Source organism: Winslowiella toletana (assembly GCF_017875465.1).
GTDB classification, from domain to species: domain Bacteria; phylum Pseudomonadota; class Gammaproteobacteria; order Enterobacterales; family Enterobacteriaceae; genus Erwinia; species Erwinia toletana.
Map to the genome: position 1 here is coordinate 4,871,221 of NZ_JAGGMQ010000001.1, position 18,819 is coordinate 4,890,039.

General features: G+C 52.6%; 17 protein-coding genes. 6 read left to right on the forward strand and 11 right to left on the reverse strand.

From position 1 onward, the window contains the following. Window positions 1–82 precede the first annotated feature (82 nt). Entirely contained in the window at window positions 83–952 is an 870-nt protein-coding gene (locus J2125_RS22845) for a LysR substrate-binding domain-containing protein (protein WP_017802251.1), read from the forward strand. Between the two features lie 64 nt (window positions 953–1,016). Here the strand turns inward: J2125_RS22845 and J2125_RS22850 are convergent, their stop codons facing one another. The 4 genes from J2125_RS22850 to manA form a co-directional block, all read right to left on the reverse strand. After that, window positions 1,017–1,751, reverse strand: coding sequence for a PAS and helix-turn-helix domain-containing protein (locus tag J2125_RS22850; protein WP_017802252.1), 735 nt, complete (start codon window positions 1,749–1,751; stop codon window positions 1,017–1,019). Between the two features lie 470 nt (window positions 1,752–2,221). Beyond that, window positions 2,222–2,941, reverse strand: coding sequence for a helix-turn-helix transcriptional regulator (locus J2125_RS22855; RefSeq protein WP_026111857.1), 720 nt, complete (start codon window positions 2,939–2,941; stop codon window positions 2,222–2,224). 160 nt (window positions 2,942–3,101) lie between these two features. Beyond that, window positions 3,102–4,610 (reverse strand): YdgA family protein, encoded by a 1,509-nt coding sequence (locus J2125_RS22860; RefSeq protein WP_017802254.1) that lies wholly within the window; start codon window positions 4,608–4,610, stop codon window positions 3,102–3,104. A 143-nt stretch (window positions 4,611–4,753) separates the two neighbouring features. Next, a complete protein-coding gene (gene manA / locus J2125_RS22865; RefSeq protein WP_017802255.1) occupies window positions 4,754–5,926 on the reverse strand; it encodes a mannose-6-phosphate isomerase in 1,173 nt (390 codons plus the stop codon). Window positions 5,927–6,135: 209 nt separating this feature from the next. On the opposite strand from manA, the gene fumC reads away from it, so the two are divergent. Further along, entirely contained in the window at window positions 6,136–7,533 is a 1,398-nt protein-coding gene (fumC, locus tag J2125_RS22870) for a class II fumarate hydratase (RefSeq protein ID WP_017802256.1), read from the forward strand. A 53-nt stretch (window positions 7,534–7,586) separates the two neighbouring features. Here the strand turns inward: fumC and tus are convergent, their stop codons facing one another. Then, entirely contained in the window at window positions 7,587–8,516 is a 930-nt protein-coding gene (gene tus, locus J2125_RS22875; RefSeq protein WP_017802257.1) for a DNA replication terminus site-binding protein, read from the reverse strand. 168 nt (window positions 8,517–8,684) lie between these two features. Next, complete coding sequence (locus J2125_RS22880) at window positions 8,685–9,941, reverse strand: MFS transporter (protein WP_017802258.1); 1,257 nt, start codon at window positions 9,939–9,941, stop codon at window positions 8,685–8,687. 96 nt (window positions 9,942–10,037) lie between these two features. Between J2125_RS22880 and J2125_RS22885 the strand changes: the two genes are divergently transcribed. The 3 genes from J2125_RS22885 to bioD all read left to right on the forward strand — a co-directional run bounded on the left by J2125_RS22885 (window position 10,038) and on the right by bioD (window position 13,094). Continuing rightward, window positions 10,038–10,922 (forward strand): LysR family transcriptional regulator, encoded by an 885-nt coding sequence (locus J2125_RS22885; protein ID WP_017802259.1) that lies wholly within the window; start codon window positions 10,038–10,040, stop codon window positions 10,920–10,922. Between the two features lie 156 nt (window positions 10,923–11,078). After that, window positions 11,079–12,296, forward strand: a complete 1,218-nt coding sequence (gene mlc, locus J2125_RS22890; protein ID WP_017802260.1) for a sugar metabolism global transcriptional regulator Mlc — start codon at window positions 11,079–11,081, stop codon at window positions 12,294–12,296. Window positions 12,297–12,428: 132 nt separating this feature from the next. Beyond that, on the forward strand, window positions 12,429–13,094 hold the full coding sequence (bioD, locus tag J2125_RS22895; protein ID WP_017802261.1) for a dethiobiotin synthase: 666 nt from the start codon (window positions 12,429–12,431) through the stop codon (window positions 13,092–13,094). A gap of 41 nt (window positions 13,095–13,135) precedes the next feature. Here bioD and osmV read toward each other — a convergent pair whose 3' ends face one another. From osmV to osmY, 4 genes are read right to left on the reverse strand one after another with little or no spacing between them, the layout of a single operon-like run. Then, a complete protein-coding gene (osmV, locus tag J2125_RS22900) occupies window positions 13,136–14,272 on the reverse strand; it encodes an osmoprotectant ABC transporter ATP-binding protein OsmV (RefSeq protein WP_017802262.1) in 1,137 nt (378 codons plus the stop codon). Next, window positions 14,272–14,919: an osmoprotectant ABC transporter permease OsmW gene (gene osmW / locus J2125_RS22905; RefSeq protein ID WP_017802263.1), complete on the reverse strand. Its 648-nt coding sequence runs from the start codon at window positions 14,917–14,919 to the stop codon at window positions 14,272–14,274. Before osmW ends, osmV begins: the two co-directional genes overlap by 1 nt. A 9-nt stretch (window positions 14,920–14,928) precedes the next feature. Continuing rightward, window positions 14,929–15,852 carry a glycine betaine ABC transporter substrate-binding protein gene (locus J2125_RS22910; protein ID WP_017802264.1) on the reverse strand — a complete coding sequence of 308 codons (924 nt, stop codon included), beginning with the start codon at window positions 15,850–15,852 and terminating at the stop codon, window positions 14,929–14,931. A 21-nt stretch (window positions 15,853–15,873) separates the two neighbouring features. After that, the gene (gene osmY / locus J2125_RS22915) at window positions 15,874–16,539 is read right to left on the reverse strand and encodes an osmoprotectant ABC transporter permease OsmY (RefSeq protein ID WP_420864406.1); all 666 of its coding nucleotides are present in this window, start codon (window positions 16,537–16,539) and stop codon (window positions 15,874–15,876) included. 479 nt (window positions 16,540–17,018) lie between these two features. On the opposite strand from osmY, the gene J2125_RS22920 reads away from it, so the two are divergent. Further along, window positions 17,019–18,479, forward strand: a complete 1,461-nt coding sequence (locus J2125_RS22920; RefSeq protein ID WP_017802266.1) for an MDR family MFS transporter — start codon at window positions 17,019–17,021, stop codon at window positions 18,477–18,479. A gap of 29 nt (window positions 18,480–18,508) precedes the next feature. Here the strand turns inward: J2125_RS22920 and J2125_RS22925 are convergent, their stop codons facing one another. After that, complete coding sequence (locus J2125_RS22925; RefSeq protein WP_026111859.1) at window positions 18,509–18,805, reverse strand: DUF1161 domain-containing protein; 297 nt, start codon at window positions 18,803–18,805, stop codon at window positions 18,509–18,511. Window positions 18,806–18,819: the final 14 nt, after the last annotated feature.

An 18,819-nucleotide genomic window follows, 5' to 3' on the forward strand; every position in this document is an offset into this window, starting at 1 on the left:
GACGATTTTGTGTCGTTTGCCATCTGACGACAATCGATTAAAATTGCTCAACCGTTGATTAAAACTAAATGGTTACACTGTAATGCGTGAACTGCCTCCCCTGAATGCACTGCTGGCTTTTGAAGTTGTCGCCCGTACCGGCAGCGTGCGCGCCGCGGCTGAAAGTATGTCCGTTACCCCGGGTGCGGTAAGTCGTCAGCTGCGGCTGCTGGAGGAGCACTTTGGCACCACGCTGTTTCAGCGCCAGGGACGTGGTCTGATGCTGACGCATGCCGGCAACGCCTATTATCAGCAAATTAGCGGTCATTTTGACGGGCTGCGGCGCGCCGGACAGGTTTTGCAGCGCAGTGCGGGGCGCGCGGTGTTGCGCCTGCACTCGTTCACCACTTTTGCCACCCGCTGGCTGATCCCGCGCTTGTCCACCTTCCAGCTGGCGCATCCGGCTATTGAGGTGCGGCTGACGACTGCTTCGGACTGGGATGATGCCACTGACTTTGATGCCGCCATCCGCCTTGGCCATGGCGACTGGCCGCAGCAGCATGCCACAGCGCTGGTGGAAAACCTGTTATTGCCGGTCTGCCGGCCCACGCTCACGCGTAAGGCGATATTCAATACGGCAAACCTGGCGCAACACACATTGCTTAGCGTACGAGGGCGTCCTGATGACTGGCAATTGTGGTGTGAAGCCTTTGGCGTGAATATCCATGCTCTGCACAACTGGCGCGAACTGGAAAGCTCCGCGCTGGCTTATCAGGCCGCGCTTGAAGGGCAGGGGATCGCGCTGGCGCAGCGGGTACTGGTAGAGAAGGAACTTGACGAGGGAACGCTGATGGCGATGGAACAGTGTCAGCTGGACTGCGGCAATCTTACCTATTATCTGGTATGGCGTGACGGCAGTCCGAAAGAAACCAATCTGTTGCGGCTGGAGAAATGGCTTACCGGCAGGCCTTAATGCCGTTAGCGGTAAGTGGGTCAGTGAGTGGCCGCTGTAGTCTGGCCACTCGTTGCTCAGCGGTTCACGGCATCGGCTCTTCTGGATCATAATCGCCACTAAAACCAATACGTTTATTCGAAACCAGTCGTTGCGGCAGATAGCGATGAAGATTGCGTGCTTCACAAAATTCGCGGAAATCATCAAGGTGATTGACGCCAGCTTTTTGATACATATTTGCCAGCCGGTTTTCGATAGTTCGTGGGGAGAGATAGAGAAGATTACCGATATCTTTACTGCTCATTCCCTGTAATCGGAAGAAAATAATTTCACACTCTTTCTCGGTAAAAAAATCATCAGGTTTATTAAGCAGCAGTGACCCCGGTAGCCTGCCACGTACAAAATCATTAGGTGTGAAAACTTCAAGATATTTGACGCTGAGAAAAGCCCCCACGCACTGGTTATCATTATTATAAAAAGGGACCTTCCGACAAATATAAGGGCAGTCTACGGCATCAGGATGGATTTCAAGCATGGCTAAATATTTCCTGTTTTCAATAATATTTTTGTCCTGATCCCGCCATGCTTTGAGCGTATTTTCATTTTCAAACAGTATTGATGGTACTTCATAATCCAGGCGGCCGACTATCTCTCTGCCTGATTTAAGACCGGCCAGTTTAAGCATTGCCAGATTGGCATAGATTACCCGGGTGTCCGGCGTCCGGATGCAGTATGGCTCTGGCAACAAATCCAGAGAGCGGCTGAGCATTTCAGGTACGGCAATCTCATTATTCGTCCTTGACGGGTTATGTGAGTCCATTTTTTCCTCTCCATTTTATAACAGTTAGTTTTTCGTGCGAATTCCTTTCCTGGTTAAATAAGTTAAGCTGGTGCAACACATTAATTAGTGACGCTGTTAATGGTTTTGCTGATAAGGTTATTTACTGTCTGCTGAATTTGTAAGCCTCGTGGAATATAGATCATCTCATCTGTTTGCTCAATTTTATTTGACAAAAAAATACAGGAATGAGAGATGTTGTGAGAAGTGTGGCATTATAACCACAAAAGAGGGCGAGGAAATCCCCGCCGGTGACCATAAAATAGGAATGGAGTCTAATATTGTTGCTCAGGAACCTGATGTTTTCCCTGGTGTTGCAACCGCAACAATGGCGATAGTAACAACTGGGGCTGAAGGAACAGAGACTAATTAGTACCTTGAGGTCGGAGTATGTAATACTTGGTTTAAACCAGGCTGTCAGCTTTACTGCCATTTACTGTAGAAAACCGCATTTAACTGACATCGATTTCCTCGTGAGTGGCCATTTTACGTTCGGAAAGCACTCTTTTAGGCAAATAGCGGTGTAAATTCCGACTCTCACAAAATTGCCGAAAATCATCAAGGTGATTTACGCGAGCTTTGGTATACATCTGCGCGATACGATTTTCAACCGTGCGCGGCGACAGTCCCAATATCTGACTGATTTCTTTATTACTTACCCCTTGTAACCTGAAGAATATAATTTCGCACTGTTTCTCAGTGAAAAAGTCATCAGGTTTATTCAGCAATAGCGAGCCAGGTAGCTTGCCTTTGATAAAATCGTTGGGCGTCAGGACTTCAAGGTATTTAATTGTGCAAAAAGTACCAATACACTCATCGTTGTGACTGTAAAAAGGCACCTTTCTGCACAGATAAGGCGAGTCGACCGCACTGGGATGAATTTCCAGCATGGTTAATGGCTTTCTGGTTTCTGAAACCGTTCTGTCCTGCTGACGCCATGCTTCGAGATCTTCCTGATTATCAAACAGCAGTGAGGGAATTTCATGATCCGGCCGTTCCATCATGATATGAGGCGATCGCAATCCAGACAGCTTCGCCATCGCCATATTAGCATACAGAAAAAGACCCTCTGCGGTCCGAATGCAATAAGGCTCTGCTAATAAATCCAGTGACCGCATTATTGTTGCATTATTAATAATATCACAATTACTTAATCTATCATTTGAATACATAGTTTCCCTGCTCCATATCGGGGTATTTTAAAGTGCTGATTCCATTTCTACACTGCAGATGCCGTCCTGAGAAAGAGGGCGCTCTATATTAAAATGATTTTTCTATTAATAACATGGCTTCATTAAGAAAGGGCGAGGGGATCCTCGCCCTGAAGAGCAATTATTCTGCTGGCAAACCTTGCGGCTGTGCAGACATGCCACCCAGCATATAACGTGACAGGAACTGGTCGAGCGGCATTTTCTCACCGTTCATGGTGACCTGGCCGCTGGTGTATTGCAGGCTGGTAACGATATTATTATCCTGCTGCGTGGTCAGCTTAAACATCTGGCCCATCGCCGCCAGGCCTTTCACCTGTTGTTCCGCCAGTCTGGCGGACTCTTCCTGCGAATGACCTTCAGCTATCGCCACATGGGTCATCAGCTCGGTGGCCATATCCATTGAGATCACCAGTTTGCCGTCGAGGCTTTTCAGCACGCGATCGGCGGCCTGGTTGATATTCTGCGCTTCACCGCTGGCGGTGGCCGGATCTTTAAAGTTAACCGCCAGGTTAAAGCTGCTCTCACCTTTATCGTTCTTCCAGCTCAGAGGCGCGATGGTGACGATCGGGTCGCCTTTCAGCAGGGTTGGCAAATTGGTAGCCAGGATCTGGTTCATTCCTTGCTGATAACGCAGTGGATCTTCGGCAATGCCTGGTTGATTCAGCAGCGCCTGTACCTGAGCATTGTAATTCTCAGAGAAGGTCTTCAGCGCCTCACCGTCGAACTGCGACAGTTTCATCGCCAGTTTACCCTGACCAAACGACTGGTTCTGCATTTTCAGGTTATCAAGGGTGTAATCAATCTGACCGGACACCGCTTTATTATCAGAATCAAAGCGCGAATTGCCTTTCAGGCCTTCCAGCGTCACCGCTTCCTGACCATTAACCGAAGCAGTCAGCTTTTTCAGATCGATGCCCTGATCGCCAATACGCACGCCCTGTGGGCTAAGGTGAGTATTCGCCGTCGCTTTCAGGCCGTTCAGCGTAAACAGCACTGGCATACCCATCTGATTTTTGCTGGTGATTGCGACACTGTCGAGATTGCCATCAAAGCTGACTTTATCGCCTTGCGCATCAGCATCAACATTCAGCGTACCGCCATTCCACGCAAAGCGCTGTCCGCTGGTGGCATTCTGATAATCGAGCGGCAGCAGGGTGATTGCCGAAGCGGTGGCGCCGCTGTAACCAATGCGGGTATCCGCCTGAATCACGGAAACACCTTTGGTCACTTCAAACAGTCCTTTAACCGCTTCAGTGTTTTCCAGCTCGGTATGCACTGACGCCATACTCGGAATCAGGTTAAATTTTTTCAGCTGGGCGAACGGGAAGGGACCATGGTCGATGGTTTCGTTCAGCACGATGCTCTGGCCCGGCTTCAGCAGCGCGTTATCTTCCGTCTGCGAGCTGGCCTGCACCACCAGTTTAGCGTGGCTGCTAAACAGACCGCGCTGATAGTCCTGATAGCTCACTTTCAGGCGACTGTCGGGCGCAATATTGTTCAGCTGGGCATTGGCGTTCTGCACCAGGGTATCCATATGGCTTTCGAGCTGCTTGCCGGTAAACCAGGCGCCGCCGGTCCAGATAATGCCCAGTGCAACCACTACACCTACTGCAATCTTGGTCTTTTTCATCTTAATTTGTCATCCTTTCACTGATGTCAGCGCTGCCCACTCTGTCCCGTCACCGGCAGCGAAGAAAAACGCCACGCGGGCGTTTTCTGATTAATAGCTTGAATAATAATAGCAATTGCCCCGGCTGGCGTCAGTCGGATTAATTACAAAGTATTATAGGCCTGTGCGATGCGTCCGCTGCCGCTGATGGTGACAGACGTCTCATCGGCCGCGATAAAGCAGGACTCGCCAGGCTGCAGCACCAGCTGCTGATCGCCATTCGCGATAACCGCTTCGCCTTCGATACAGAACAGAATTGCCGCGCTCTGCTGGTCTAAGGCTGCAGGCGTCTTATCCAGCGTATGGATGGCGAAGGCAAAATCATCAACCGGAATCGGGAAGTTCAGGCTGTTGCCGTTAACTTCAGGTTGCGTCAGCAATCCGGCGAACGGGCTGGCGCTAAAGCGTACATTTGCCAGCAGTTCAGGGATATCGATATATTTTGGCGTCAGCCCGGCACGTAAGACGTTATCAGAGTTGGCCATCACTTCCAGCGCGACACCCTGCAGGTATGCATGTGGCGTTTCGGCAAACAGGAACATCGCTTCGCCAGGTTGCAGCTCAATCACATTCAGCAGCAGTGGCGAGAACAGACCGCTGTCATCCGGATAGACTTCCGCAATCGCTTTAATGGTATCCCACGGCTGGCCCTGCTGGCTGCTAAGCGCTGATTTCAGCACGCCAAGCGCCAGCGACTTCTCTTCACCGTCCAGCGAAAGCAGACTGGCAAACAGCTGCGCAAGATTTTCGGCATCGGGCTGCTGCAGAAAATGAGCAATTGCCGGATGCGCGCCCGCGACCGGTTGCAGCAGGGAAACAATTTCGCGGTTTTCACGGAAGCCGTTAATCGCGAGGAACGGCGTCAGGGCATACACCAGTTCAGGTTTGTGGTTAGCATCTTTATAGTTACGGTTAGCCGCGTTCAGATCGATACCGGCCGCGTTCTCTTTCGCAAAGCCCACTTCTGCGGCGGCTTTGCTTGGATGCACCTGAATCGATAGCGGCTGATCGGCGCACAGGACTTTAAACAGAAAAGGCAGTTCACCAAAACGTTCGGCAACTTTTGCCCCCAGCAGACGCGTTTTATCACTGTCGATCACGCTGCGCAGGCTACGCGTTTCCCCGTCAATCTCTACCGCAGAACTGCTCTTCGGGTGCGCGCCCATCCATACTTCCGCCATCGGCAGATTGTCGGGATTGGCAATACCATACAGCTCGGTGAGGGCAGTTTTGCTACCCCATGCGTAGTTTTGCAACGAATTGAGCAACTTTTGCATCATTTATCCCTGTTTAAGATGAATTTAACTGGGTTTATTAAAACAGAAACTACCCTGATAAATACAGTCGAAATGCAATAAGGACGATTGAGTCTCATAATGTTAAATTATTGTATGGCAGAATATCGCGCGCCTTTGTTGCCCGTAGCGAATACCGTCACGGTTAACCGGGCCTTTTAAATCAAATGTATGTGCTAAAGGAGACAGGAATGGCCGCTAATCGCATTGAAAAAGACTCAATGGGACCCATTGATGTACCGGCTGATAAACTTTGGGGCGCACAGACACAGCGCTCACTTGAACACTTTCGCATCTCTACGGAAAAAATGCCGACCGCGCTGGTTCATGCGCTGGCGCTGACCAAACGTGCCGCCGCAAAGGTGAACCGTGATTTAGGCCTGCTGGCGGATGAACGCGCCGAAGCGATTATCAAAGCGGCGGATGAAGTCCTTGCTGAACAGCACGTCAATGAATTCCCTCTTGCGATCTGGCAGACCGGTTCCGGTACCCAGACCAATATGAATATGAATGAAGTGCTGGCCAACCGGGCAAGTGAAATTCTCGGCGGCGAGCGCGGCATGTCACGTCTGGTGCATCCAAATGATGACGTTAATAAGAGTCAAAGCTCCAATGATGTCTTCCCGACCGCAATGCATGTGGCGGCGGTTATCGCCGTGCGCGAACATCTGATCCCGCAACTGCATACGCTGAAAAAGACCCTGCATGCCAAGGCGGAAGCTTATAACGATATCGTTAAAATTGGCCGTACCCATCTGCAGGATGCAACACCGCTGACGCTGGGTCAGGAGATTTCTGGCTGGGTGGCGATGCTGGAACACAACCTGAAGCATATCGAACAGAGCATTCCGCATGTGGCGGAGCTGGCGTTGGGTGGTACCGCAGTAGGCACCGGACTGAATACTCATCCGGAATATGCGGTGCGTGTGGCTAAAGAGCTGGCAGAACTGACGAAACAGCCTTTTGTCACCGCGCCGAATAAGTTCGAAGCGCTGGCTGCCTGTGATGCACTGGTGCATGCTCACGGCGCGCTGAAAGGGCTGGCGGCTTCACTGATGAAGATTGCCAATGATGTGCGCTGGCTCTCTTCCGGTCCGCGTTGTGGCATTGGCGAAATCGCCATCCCGGAAAACGAGCCGGGCAGCTCAATTATGCCAGGCAAAGTTAACCCTACGCAGTGTGAAGCGATGACCATGCTGTGCTGCCAGGTGATGGGTAACGATGTGGCGGTCAATATGGGTGGCGCATCCGGCAACTTCGAACTGAACGTGTTCCGTCCGATGATTATTCATAACTTCCTGCAGTCCATTCGCCTGCTGGCGGACGGAATGGATAGCTTTAATCATCACTGTGCGGCAGGCATCGAGCCAAACCGTGATCGTATTGAGCAGTTGCTTAATGAGTCACTGATGCTGGTAACGGCGCTGAATACCCATATCGGCTACGATAAAGCGGCGGAAATTGCGAAGAAAGCGCATAAAGAGGGACTGACCCTGAAAGGTTCTGCGCTGAAACTCGGTTATCTCACGGAAGAAGAGTTTGATGCCTGGGTGCGACCGGAAGATATGGTCGGCAGTATGAAGTCGTAATATCCGGCCTGATCGCCGTAAGGGAGCCAGCTGGCTCCCTTTTTTATGCTGCATTACACCAGCCGATCGCTATACAAATGCAGACGCGGAATGATGGCAAACAGCTTCTGCGCCTGTGGTTTATAACGATGTTTTACCTGTCCTGCATCGTAATTAAGCAGTTCTCCCAGTGCTGGCACCTGATTTTTATCGGTACAAAGCACCAGCAGTGGCGAAGAGCAGGCCAGTTGCGTCTGTTTCTGTTGCTGTATATTCCAGGTGCGGGCAATCGGCTGCACTTTTACCGGACGCTTGATCTTCAGACGGGCGGAGGCGGGCAGGGAACGAATCGCTTCAATCTCCTCCAGCAGTTTCTCGGCCCACTGTTCACGTGACCAGGGCGCCACCGCACGACCGGCTTTCAGGCCACGCTCCAGTTTTTCCAGTACGTCTTTATGGCTCAGATTCTTCACAATATGCTTATTTGCCCAGCCAAAGCGCACGGTGTCGGGTGCATCAAGCAGGGTGATGGCGCGATAGGCGTTAAGGGTAATCAGTCCGCGCAGATGAGTATGGACAAAATCAAAGCGCTCTTCACTTTCGACGCCGGACTCGACGGTAATAATCTGTTCCAGCCGCGCTTTAAGCTGATTAACCCGCGCCACCTGCTGGTGGAGCAGGGCAGACTGCGCCGAATCAGCAGCAAAACAGAGCGCGCCCGGCAGGCGTACGGCGGCTTTGGTGCTGATCTGTTCCGACTGATGCTGCATAAATAGCCGACAATAGTGCTCTAATCCCAACTGTAGCGCTTCGCTACCGAGGTGTTGTCTGACGTCGATCGACGTAATGGCATCATGCTCTTTGCCTTTAACCACCGGCGGCAGGCTAAATACCCGGCCAGCCAGCAGGTGCAACGACTGTAACTGTTGTTGTAGCTGATTCAGTTCAGCTTCAAGTTGATTTACACACTGATGTAGCGCGGCGACAGCGTCATATTGGTTCATAGATCCCTCTTTAGTTACAACATACAAAAACTATAGTCGGTATTGGCGCATATTTCAGCATCAGAGTCGTTTATTTTTCAACAGGGAAGATCGGGAAAGGTAAAAGCGGGAGAAGGTATTCGATGAGCAGTGGCCATAATGAAATTAATCATTATGGCCATGCTGTCATTACAGCTGGCGTTGCTTTAAGCGGAAACCGACCAGTAGCGCCAGTATCAGCAAGGTCGCGATAAACGCGGTAATTCCCGGCCAGCCATAATTATGCCAGAACACGCCGCCGAGCGTACCGGCAACGCTGGAACCGGCATAGTAACAGAACAGATACAGCGAAGAAGCCTGGCCGCGGGCGCGACGGGCGCGCTTGCCGATCCAGCCGCTGGCGACCGAGTGGGCGGCAAAGAAACCGGCGGAAAACAGCATCATGCCGATAAATATCAGCCACAGCATATTAAATGCGGTCAGTAATAAGCCACTGAGCATAACAGCGGTAGAGAACAGCAACACCTTACCGCGACCAAAGCGTGCAGTCATCGCGCCCGCTCTCGGTGAACTCCAGGAGCCAGTGAGATAAACCACTGACAACAGACCTACTACCGCCTGACTGAGAAACCATGGCGCACTTAACAGGCGATAACCGATGTAGTTAAACAGAGTGACAAACGCGCCCATCAGCAAAAAGCCTTCGGCAAACAGCAGCGGTAAACCCGCATCACGCCAGTGCAGACGGAAATTAATCAGTAAATTGCGCGGACGCAGCGATGCCGGACGAAAATGGCGTGAGGCCGGTAAAATTTTCCAGAACATCAGTGCGGCGGCGAGAGAGAAACAGCCGACGGTGGTCACCGCCACGCGCCATGAGGAAAAGTCAGTAATCACCCCGGTCAGCAGGCGACCGCTCATGCCGCCAATCGAGTTGCCGCTGATATATAACCCCATTGAGAAAGCCACCACGCTGGGATGGATCTCTTCACTCAGATAGGTCATACCCACTGCCGCCACGCCGCTCAGTGACAGGCCGATCAAGGCACGCATCAACAGAATGCCATGCCAGCTGGTCATGGTTGCTGAGATCAGGGTGCAGATCGCCGCCAGCAGCAGCGCGGTAACCATCACCGATTTACGACCAATGGCGTCAGAAAGCGGGCCGGTAAACAGCAGCCCCAGCGCCATCATTCCCGTCGCAATCGACAGCGAGATACTGCTCTCTGCGGGCGAAACGCCAAACTGTTGCGATAACACCGGCAGAATCGGTTGCACGCAGTAAAGCAGCACAAAAGTGGCCAGTCCGGCGGAAAATAGCGCTAAGGTAACGCGCATAAATTGCGGCGTACCGCGGGAGATATACAAGTTTTTTGCTGATGCGGGGGTGGAGACGCGTTCAACGCTGGAGTCGTCCAGCGTAACGGTCTGGGATGAGCGGTTCACAACTGTTCCTCAGGGAATAAAATCAGAGTGTTAACCTTAGGCAAGCTGGATTATGATGTCTAATATATTAATAATCTCAAATAAGACGTTTAAAGTATGAATATCGAATTGCGCCATCTGCGCTACTTTATTGCCGTCGCCGAAGAACTGCATTTTGGCCGCGCCGCTCAGCGGCTGAATATCTCTCAGCCCCCCCTCAGCCAGCAAATATTGCTGCTGGAACAACAAATTGGCGCACGTCTGCTGGCGCGCACTAATCGCAGCGTCAACCTTACCGCGGCCGGTGAGCAGTTTCTGACCGATGCCCGGCAGATATTACTGAATGTGGAACAGGCGGCGGATAAAGCTGCACGTCTGCATATGGGAGTGGAAGGAGAGTTGCGCATTGGTTTTACCTCGTCTGCGCCATTTATCGCCCCGGTTTCTGATGCGCTGTTTATTTTTCGCCAGCGTTATCCGCAGGTTCATATTCAGATGCAGGAAATTAATACCCGTCAGCAGCTGGATCCACTCAGCGATGGGCGCCTTGATCTGGGGGTGATGCGTAATACGCCGCTGCCGGATAATCTCGACCATAAGCTGATTCTGCGCGAACCTTTATATGCGCTGGTGCATCGCGCTCATCCGCTGGCGCAGAAGCAGAGTATTCCGTTGCAGGCGCTGGCCAGCGAACCTTTTGTCTTTTTTGACCCGCAGGTCGGCACGGCGTTATACAGCGAAATTCTCGGTATGCTCAAGCGCCACCAGATCGAACCCTATATCACTCAGGAAGTGGGCGAGGCGATGACCATTCTCGGGCTGGTTTCTACGGGTCTTGGGGTATCGATTCTACCAGCGTCATTTAAGCGTATTCATCTTACTGATGTGGTCTGGTTGCCACTGCAACAGCATGATGCCTTATCTGAAGTCTGGCTGGTTTGGGCGAAGCAGCGTGAACAGAGCGCGGTACTCCAGCATATGATGGGCCTGTTGTTAAAGTAGCGGCTGACAGGCTGGCTGACGGTTTTACGCGCATTATAAGCGCTTTTGTGTGCAGTAAATCACATATCGAATCAAATATTTGACGCAACCCGCCAAGTGTTTCACCATAGCGAAAAGGGTTTATTTTGAAGCGCGAAAATAAGCGGGAGCAGGGTTGTGATAGCGGATAGTCAGCCTGGGCATATAGACCAGATAAAGCAGACCAATGCTGGCGTTGTTTATCGCCTGATAGATCAATTTGGTCCGATTTCGCGCATTGAACTCTCCAGACTTGCGCAACTGGCTCCGGCCAGCATTACTAAAATTGTGCGCGAAATGCTGGAAGCTCACCTGGTGCAGGAGACGGAGTTCCAGGAGATGGGCAGCCGCGGACGGCCAGCGGTCGGTCTGATCCTCGATACTGCCGCCTGGCACTATCTTTCCGTGCGTATCAGCGCAGGGGAGATCACCCTGGCTCTGCGCGATCTGAGCAGTGCGCTGGTTATCGAGCAGCAACTGCCGTTGCCGCAGGAAGGCCGTGAGCCGCTGTTAACGCGCATTACCGCTGAAATTGACCAGTTTTTTATCCGCCATCAGCGCAAGCTTGAACGCCTGACCGCGATTGCCATCACTCTGCCGGGCATCATTAATACCCGCAGCGGCATTGTACATCGTATGCCGTTTTACGACGTGGTGGATATGCCACTGGGGCCGGAGCTGGAACAACGCACCGGCTTACCGATCTATATTCAGCACGATATCTGCGCCTGGACCATGGCTGAGTCGCTGTTTGGCGCCTCACGCGGCGCGCGCGACGTGATCCATGTAGTGATTGATCACAATGTCGGCGCCGGGGTGATTACCGGTGGGCGTCTGCTGCATAACGGCAACAGCACTCTGGTGGAGATTGGTCATACTCAGGTCGATCCTTATGGCAAGCAGTGTTATTGCGGCAACCATGGCTGCCTCGAAACGGTGGCCAGTATCAGCAGCATCCTTGCCCTCGCCGCACAACGTATGGTGTTAGCGCCAGCTTCCACGCTGCATAACCAGCCGCTGACGGTGACAGCACTCTGTGATGCGGCGCTGGCTGGCGATCAGCTGGCCAGAGATATTATCGCTGGTGTCGGCAGCAGCGTTGGCCGCATTGTGGCGGTGATGGTCAATCTGTTTAATCCGCAAAAAATTCTGATTGGTTCGCCGTTAAATCGCGCCGCAGAAATCCTCTATCCGGCAATAACCGCCTGTATTCGCCAGCAATCGCTGCCCGCTTACAGTACGCAAATCGATGTCGAACCGACGCAGTTTGTTAATCTGGGCACCATGCCTGGTGCGGCGCTGGTTAAAGATGCGATGTATAACGGGTCGCTGCTGGTCAAACTGTTGCAGGGCTAATCCATTGCTGCTTATCCACAAAAGCTTGCGCTAACGCAAACTGGCGTCCGGCGCGCTACTCTACAATTTTCCGACACAAACCTTTGAGCAAAATCATTAATTTCAGGTTGTTGGCCTGTCGGAGACGCACCCATGTTTAGTCGTATATTCGTAACCGGTACGGATACTGCTGTCGGAAAAACGGTGGTTTCCCGCGCACTGTTGCAAAAACTGGCCGCTGAGTACCCACGCGTGGTGGGCTATAAGCCGGTAGCCAAAAGCAGCCAGCAAACGGAAGAGGGCTTACGCAACAAAGACGCGTTGGTGTTACAGGCGTCTTCCAGCCTGCAACTGCCGTATCAGGCAATAAATCCGTTCACCCTGCAGGAAGATGAGATCAGCGCCAGCCGCGATCATAAAATCAGCTACAGCCAGTTGAGCGCCGGTTTGCAGCACTTATGCGAGCAGGCGGATGCGGTGGTGGTTGAGGGGACGGGCGGCTGGCGCAGTCTGATGAATGATCTGCGTCCGCTTTCTGAATGGGCGGTACAGGAGAAACTGCCGGTGGTGATGGTGGTTGGCATCCAGTCTGGTTGTATCAGCCATGCACTGCTAACCGCAGAATCGGTGATTAATGATGGCCTGCCGCTGCTGGGATGGGTTGCGAACCGGATTAATCCGGGACTGGCGCACTACGCAGAGATTATCGATGTGTTGCGCGATAAGATCCCGGCGCCACTGTTAGGCGAGTTGCCCTATTTACCGCGGGCCGAACAGCGTGAACTGGCGAAATACCTCGATTTATCGGCGATTAAATAGTGTAAAAAAGGCGGCGTTATCGCCGCCCGTCTTACCGATTTCTACAGGCCCAGCGCACGCCGCGTACGGCCAGAACTGAGATAATCTGCAATATAATCCTGCGAAATCTCACCGCTGTAGCGACCCTCTTCATCAACAATCGGCATCCACACCAGATTGTGCTCATAGAGTTTGGAGAGCACCACGCGCAGGTTCTCTTCGGCACGGCCGGTCACGGTAAACTGATGCAGCATTTCCGCGCAGACGCCGCTGGCGCCGCGCGCTTCGCGGCGTTTAACAAAGCCCAGTGGCTTGCCGTCATCATCCACCACGGTAACCGAACGCATATCATTATCGTCCATGGTGCCAAAGGCGTCTGACAGCGATGTCGATTTCTGTACGGTAATGGTCGGCTGCTGATCGGTAACGTCACCCGCCTGCACCAGCAGCAGGCGTTTCAGCGTACGGTCCTGACCAACAAAAGATCCGACAAACTCATTGGCCGGTTTCGCCAGCAGCTCATCCGGGCTGGCGCACTGCACGATTTTACCCTGGCCAAATACCGCAATACGGTCGCCAAGCTTCAGCGCTTCATCAATATCATGGCTGACCAGCATCACGGTTTTCTTCAGCTGGCGCTGCATATCGAGAAACTCATTCTGAATCACTTCACGGTTAATCGGGTCTACCGCGCCAAAAGGTTCATCCATCAGCAGCACCGGTGGATCCGCCGCCAGCGCACGGATCACGCCGATACGCTGTTGCTGGCCACCAGACATCTCTTTGGGATAACGGTGCAGAAACTTAGTCGGGTCCAGCGCCACCATGCTCATCAGCTCACTGGCGCGATCTTTACAGCGCTTTTTATCCCAGCCCAGCATGCGTGGCACCACGGTAATATTCTCTTCAATAGTCATATTGGGAAACAGACCAATTTGCTGGATCACATAACCAATATTACGGCGCAGGGTAGTGGTATCGAGGCTGCTGGTATCTTCGCCATTAATCAGAATCCTGCCGCTGGTTGACGGGATCAGACGATTAATCATCTTCAGCGTGGTGGTTTTACCGCAGCCGGACGGGCCAAGCAGCACACACATCTCGCCCTCAGGCACATTCAGGCTGACATTATCGACGGCATTAAAAGTGGTGCCGTTTTTCTGGGTAAATTGTTTAGTGAGATTTTCCAGTTTTATCATTATCGAATCCCCTTAGGAGTCAGCGCTAACTGCAGACGATGCAACAGCCAGTCAAGAATAATCGCCAGCAAACAGATCATCAAAGCGCCGGAAACTAACATGCGGATATCACTGCCGCTGATACCATCAAGTAACAGCAGGCCCAGTCCGCCCGCACCAATCACTGCGGCGATGGCCATAACGCCAACGTTCATGACGACAGCGGTACGAATACCGCCAAAAATGACCGGCAGCGCCATCGGGATTTCCACCCAACGCAGACGCTGCCAGAAAGTCATACCAATGCCGCGACCAGCTTCACGCAGACCGCCGGGAATATTCTCCAGTGCGGTATGGGTGTTCCGCACAATCGGCAACAGCGAGTAGAGAAACACTGCGGTTACTGCAGGCACGACGCCAATCCCCTGACCGATCATCGAAAACAGCGGAATCATCAGGCCAAACAGCGCAATAGAAGGGATGGTCAGCACAATGGTCGCCAGTCCCAGCACCGGTGTCGCCAGCCATTTAAAGCGCATAATCAGGATGCCAATCGGCACGCCGATAATAATCGCGCAGCCGACAGCCAGCATTACCAGCCACAAATGCTGCCCGGTAAGGCTCAGCAGGTAACCCCAGTTGTCGACAATATAATGAATCGTATCCATAGCTTCTCCTTAAAGCATGCCGTGAGATTTCAGGAAATCGCGCGCAACCTGCTGCGGAGATTGATGATCGATATCGACCTGTTTGTTCATCTCGGTAATCGCCTCATCGGTAATCAGCGGCGAGAGCTGATTCAGCGCTTCCGCCAGACCAGGATGGGCATCCAGCGTATCCTGGCGTACCACCGGCGTAACGGCATAGCTCGGGAAGAAGCCTTTATCATCCTTCAGCACCTTCAGGTCGAAGCCTTTAACCCGGCCATCGGTGGTGTAAATCAGACCGGCATCGACGAAACCGTCGCGAATGGCGTTATACACCAGCCCCGGGTCCATCTGGCGGATCTGCGGACGATCCAGCTCCAGTCCATAGGCTTTCTGCAACGGTTTCATACCGTCGGAGCGGCCAGAAAACTCCAGGTCGAGGCCCAGCATCCAGTTATTGTCCGGATCGGTCTTACGCACCTGTTCGATTTTGGCCACCAGCTGCGACATGGTATCGATATGCTCTTTATCCGCGCGGTCGCGCTGCATGGCGAAGGCGTAGGTATTATTCATTGGCGCCGGATCCAGCCAGATTAATCCTTTCTTACCGTCGAGCGTCTTCACCGTCTGATACGCTTCTTCCGCGCTCATTGGCTTTTCAACATGGTTAAAGATAATCAGCGACGTACCGGTATACTCCCAGGTCATATCGATCTGTTTACTCAGCATTGCACTGCGCGTAATGCTGACGGCAATGTTGGTTTTCGGTTCAACCTGAAAGCCTTTTTTCGTCAGCCACAGAGTGCTCATCGCCGATAGAATATGCTGCTCGGTAAAGCTTTTAGTCGCCATAATAATCGGCGCGGCTGAAGCGGCGCTGGTTAGCGCCAGTGTGGCGCTGAGGGCGAGAGTGGTGTGGCGGACCCAGCGGGTCAATTTATTGGCAGATGCCATAGCAAAGCTCCTGTTATTGTTTTAGACCGCCGTATGTGGGCTTAACAAACGACCCAGACCGGCCAGCAACATATCGAGGATTAGCGCAAACAGCGCCGTTGCCGCAGCACCCAAAATCAGCGTCGGGAAATCGTTCAGATAGATACCCGGGAAGATCAGCTCGCCATAACTGCTGGCGCCAATCAGAAACGCCAGCGGGGCGGTGCCGACATTGATCGCGGTGGCGATACGTATCCCGGAAAGAATCACCGGCGAGGCGTTAGGTAACTCTACCTGCCACAGACGCTGATTTTTAGTCATGCCAATACCGTTAGCCGCTTCCAGTAACGAAGGCTGCACCGAGCAGAGTCCAGCGTAGGTATTGCGCACAATAGGTAATAACGAGGCGAGAAACAGCGCGAAGATTGCCGGGCCATCGCCAATACCGATGATCACCATTGCCAGCGCCAGCACCGCTAACGGCGGCAGGGTGTTGCCGACGTTAAAGATTTGCATCACATATTCGGCCCAGCGACGGGCGAAAGGACGGCTGAGAAAAATTCCGCTGGGAATGCCGATCAGCAGGGCGAAGAACATCGACCAGAACACCAGCATCATATGCTGCTGACCGAGATAGACTAAATCGACCTGACGTGCGCGGATGGTATCGAAGCCAAGGCCATAAACCAGCAGCCCGACCACCACCATAATAAACAGCACCGCAAGGGCTGCACGCTTAGCCAGCGTAGAGTTTTGCATAAACAGGATTCTCCCTGAAACGTCATTAATCAGGTCGGACTTCCATTGGGAGCCGGAAGCCTGCCCTTGTTATTTCATTCAGTTAGTGAATCGACAGATATCGCCAAAACTGAACGCCATATCCAATACCGAAATCACCGCTTTAAGCAGACAAAAAAACTATTTTCCACCTTTTTTGCATGATAAAGGTTAAAAATGGCCTCTGAATCTATAGCAGTGTGTTGCTGATAATGGCAACTTTTACGGGCAAAATCAGCAGGATAGTTTTTCGCCAGATCTGGCTGAGAGCCGCGTCTCAACTGGCGCAAAGCGCATAAATATAAATTTAACCGGGGGAAGTGACCCTGTCACTATAAGTGGCGCACAATACGGAAACTATTGCCAGGCGGGATAAGCTAGCCTTAAAAGAGACACAGGAAAGGAATACTATGACGGAAACTATTGATCATCAGGTCACGCATCGCCACTGGATTCTGATTGCCGCGATGTTGGCGATGTTTATGGCGGCGATTGAAGTCACCATTGTGGCCACAGCAATGCCCACTATCGTGGCGGAACTGGGCGGCTTTTCTCATTTTGGTTGGGTATTCTCTATCTATCTGCTGACGCAGGCGGTTAGCGTGCCGATTTATGGTCGTCTGGCCGATTTGTGGGGCAGAAAGAAAGTGTTCTTTATCGGTACATCGCTGTTTCTGCTGGGTTCGGTCCTGTGCGGCTTCGCCAGCAGTATGGGCTGGCTGATTCTGTTTCGTGCATTTCAGGGACTGGGGGCCGGGGCGATTATGCCGCTGACCTCCACTATCGTCGCAGATATCTATTCGCCAAAAGAGCGCGCCGGTATTCAGGGCTGGCTCTCCAGCGTCTGGGGTTTTGCGGCGATTATTGGACCGCTTTCCGGCGCCTGGATTGTGCAGCACTTTAACTGGGCGTTAATCTTCTGGGTTAATGTGCCAATTGGCCTGATTTCAATGCTGATGCTGGCGCGCTTTCTGCCGGATATGCAGGCGAAGCAGCAACATCGCCTGAATCTGGCGGGCAGTGGCTGGCTGATGCTCTGTGTCTCATCACTGTTGATCGCGCTGTTGCAGGCGGAAACCCTTGGCTACTGGTCGCTGGCGTTTCTGGCGTTGTCACTGCTTTGTGGCTTTGCGCTGGTAAGAAATGAGCAGCAGGCGAAGGAGCCGCTATTTCCGCTGGCTATCTGGCGCAGCCGGGTGATTGTGGCGGGTAACGCCGGAAATCTGATTATCGGCGCGGCGATGATGGGCATCAGCGCATTTCTGCCGACCTGGATCCAGGGCGTAAATGGCGGCACGCCGTTACAGGCGGGTAGCGCGCTGGCGATGATGTCGATTGGCTGGCCCATTGCCAGTGCGATTAGCGGTCATTTAATGCAACGCACCTCCTATCGCTTTACTGCGCAACTGGGCGCGTTGCTGCTGATTGTAGGTTGCGGGCTGTTGCTGACGCTGCAGCGTGACAGCAGCATGCTGCACGCCGCACTCTACGCCTTTATTATTGGCACCGGCATGGGCATGACCAGCACTACCTTCCTGGTTTCAGTGCAGAACAGCGCGGAGTTTCATATTCGTGGTATCTGTACTGCATCGATTATGTTCAGCCGCATGCTCGGTTCAGCGCTGGGGACGGCATTAATGGGCGCGGTGCTTAATTATAATTTGCTGCTGCGCTTGCCCGATCAGCAGGATCCGGTACAGCAGATAATGTCCGGAAATGAGCGTCAGGCATTACAGCACGACACTTTGCAACAGATGGTGACGCAGGTTGCGGCATCACTGCACTGGGTGTTTGTTGCTGCATTGCTGATTGCGTTGATGAGTCTGCTGATTGCTCGCGTGATGCCGCAGCGGCGGCCTGAAGACCTGTAGAAGGGCGGTGTGAACACCGCCCGCTGCGGTTATTGCGCTGGGGCGTCCTGCGTACTGCCCGCGTCGGCAGGCACATTGGTGTCGCTATCAGTGGTCATGCGTTTATAAACAATTTTTTGCGTATCGTTTTCGCAATGACCGACGACCTGGCCACCGGCCTGGTCGGCCTGATCGTTAGGGACAATATCGAGGGTGAAACCCGATTCAGGCACACCGTTACTGATGATTTTTTTACTGATATCGGCTTTAACCGTCTCACAGGATGCCTGAGCAGCCAGCGGGGCGAATAAACAGAGTGCAGTGAGCATCAATGTAGACGTTTTCATCACATCATCCTTTT